Annotated in this window: 2 protein-coding genes; both read right to left on the minus strand. The window is 37.3% G+C overall.

Features of this window, described 5'->3' with window-relative positions; all coding sequences use genetic code 11:
- Positions 1-366 precede the first annotated feature (366 nt).
- Entirely contained in the window at positions 367-1194 is an 828-nt protein-coding gene (locus F607_RS0126420) for a mechanosensitive ion channel family protein (RefSeq protein WP_027710394.1), read from the minus strand.
- Between the two features lie 17 nt (positions 1195-1211).
- Entirely contained in the window at positions 1212-2021 is an 810-nt protein-coding gene (locus F607_RS33325; protein ID WP_157365619.1) for a hypothetical protein, read from the minus strand.
- Positions 2022-2267: the final 246 nt, after the last annotated feature.

The following is a 2267-nucleotide window of genomic DNA, read 5'->3' on the forward strand; positions in this document are numbered from 1 at the left end:
GGTCGTCTAAGTGACTAAAATGATCTGCAATTGTATTATTTTTTTCCAATGTGATGCTCTAAGTCAGTTGCTAATCATCCTATTATACTGATTTTATTGTATTTTTATATGCGATTGCCCTGGGTATAGTATGGAGGCGGAAAGACTTGGTGATTTCTTAAGAACTGTCTGCCGCAAGGATGCGGCAGTCAAGCCTCCAGAGGCGGATATACGGCGAGTTCAGAGGGAATTGGCAAGTCTTGGAGTATACTCATTACTGTGTGAATATATACCGACAAACACAGTTTATGGCTTACACTACTTTTTTCTTGATAGCATTTTCATTAATGATTACTGAGCTTCCCTCCCTAAGTAAATTTTTGAGTTTCATGATGTTGTTGATTTGGTGACATGTTCTACCGGAAAAGGTTGGGTCTGGCTTCCAGTATAAAGTGAAAGATGAGGGAAGGGGATTTCTATATTATTTTCATCAAATGCGCTTTTTACACGGGTTATTATGCCATTTTTTAACTCTAGAAGGTTTTCACGTTTAGTCCAAACGGAAAATTGAATATTAATAGATGAGTCACCAAAACCTAACAGCATAAATAAAGGTTCTGGATCTTCCAGGCATAGATTATAGTCTGCTGCGACTTTTAATAATACTGTTCTTACTTTCTCTAAATCTTCTTTGTAAGCAACGCCTATAGCTAAATCAAAGCGCCGTAGCGGGAACCGAGTAAGCGTTGTTACTTCTGATTTTATAATGGTTTCATTGGGAATTCTGACAAACAGATTATCAAATGTTCGCAGCTTAACTGATAGTAGGTCAATCGATAATACTTCACCTAAAGTTGACCCAACCCTAATAGTGTCGCCAACGCTAAATGGTTTTTCACCAATTAAAAATATACCACTAATTACATTTGAGGCAGAAGTTTGTGATGCGAAACCAATCGCAACGGTCAGTATACCAGCAGCGCCAATAATGACACCTAAGTCTACATTGATTTGTTGCAATGCAGTCACTAGAAAAAGCAAAATAATGAGGTAGTAACTGATTCGCTGAAATATCAGTGTTTGATGTTGAGTAAGTTTGTCTTTGCTGAATTTTACAATAGCTTTAGATGATATTTTTGCTAGAAGAAAACCTATAATTACAATAATTAGACTAAAAGCTATTTGATTAATTGTTAAGTTTTTAAAAATTTCCATGCTTTATTTTTTAATCCCTATGAAAAAAATGTATTATAGGCTTTTGACATCAAGCCTTCCTCTAAAGAAGTTTCAGCTTTATTGATTAACTCCCATTTAGAAAAGTTGGTTGAATATTCATTTGTAGGATCCGAAAGCTTTATTTCACTTTTCGTTTTCGTTTGGGTCAGTGTTATGCCTGTAGTCCATAGTAGCCCATCTTGGCTATACCGTAGTTCTAAGGTAGGAGCAGGGATGTTAATTTTTTCAATAGATAACATTTGTGACTGATTATTCACAATGGTGACAGGAATTATACCTCGATAGGGCTTTATAGATATAAGGTCTTTATTAATAACAGCTCTCGTTTTGCTTGCGTAGCATAGCTGTCCGAGTTGTGTATTTGGGCCGAACCAAGTATCAGATAGTGCCCTTATGGGGACTTGACAAAGAGTGACTTTGTCATGATAAATATTGATCCGATACCACAGCACTATACTTATATATAAGGTAATATGCTCATCAGGTAATAACATTATACGGTCAAAAGGTTTGACAACAATATTACGATCAGGTAACACGGGAGTTATTGTTAGTTGACTTCGAGTTTGAGCCACTACAAAGCGTTTGAGTGTCTTGAATCGGGTTAAATTATGGTTCTCAGCTATTATTTTGACTTCATCCTGCTCTGCTTCAAGGGGGATATCTATATGATTAAATCGTACTTGCCATTCATGGGCCAAGCGTAGGATATTCAACTCAAGACAACCAAAGTCCCAGGTTTGCCCGTGGTTCTCTTCTAGGTGAATTGTTTGCCACCATCTTTCTTTAATAGCTGTTTGTAACATAAATAAAGCCAGTTTTATGAGTTTATACCCTTCACGAATCAATTTTATGTGCGCTATCCATAGCGCTCACCCTAACGGGCCAGCGAAGCTGTTCTAATGTGTTCCCGACACATTAGTAGGGTTTATTGTCTGCGCTCTTGACCACCAAGGATAGCATTAAATTACCCACAATTTTGGGCGAGTTCAAAGCCTGCCTTCAGCTCATATAGTCTATTAAGACCACGCCAAATGACTGTATTACCTGGA

This window comes from Zooshikella ganghwensis DSM 15267, from assembly GCF_000428585.1.
Lineage (GTDB): Bacteria > Pseudomonadota > Gammaproteobacteria > Pseudomonadales > Zooshikellaceae > Zooshikella > Zooshikella ganghwensis.